This window comes from Archangium violaceum Cb vi76 (genome assembly GCF_000733295.1).
In the GTDB taxonomy this organism is placed as follows: domain Bacteria; phylum Myxococcota; class Myxococcia; order Myxococcales; family Myxococcaceae; genus Archangium; species Archangium violaceum.
Map to the genome: position 1 here is coordinate 1 of NZ_JPMI01000192.1, position 299 is coordinate 299.

At 67.6% G+C, this 299-nt stretch carries 1 protein-coding gene; it reads right to left on the reverse strand.

Going from position 1 to position 299, the window contains the following annotated elements; translation table 11 throughout:
- Positions 1-259, reverse strand: a 259-nt coding sequence (locus Q664_RS26300; RefSeq protein WP_152622350.1) for a hypothetical protein, incomplete at its 3' end; no start/stop codon positions are given.
- Positions 260-299 lie beyond the last annotated feature (40 nt).

Genomic DNA, 299 nt, shown 5'->3' on the forward strand with positions numbered 1-299 from the left:
AGGCTTTGTGGACCCGGTTGAAGACATCCTCCCGCGTGAGCCCCTCGCCATAGACGACGAGGGGCCTCCCCACGAACGCCTCGCGGGCAAACCACAAGGCGTCCTCGTAGGGAAGGATCATGGGCGTGAGCAGGATGGTGGGCGCGCCAGTTGTCGGGCCCACGTGGTGCTGGCCACTCATGGAGATGGACAGCCGGGGTGGCACGGGAGCGCCAGCGGCGACGGCGCGCCATGCCGCGGTGCGCTGCCGAATCCACAAGAGGTGCTCCAAGTGGCGCTTGACGAACTCCTCCTCGTCG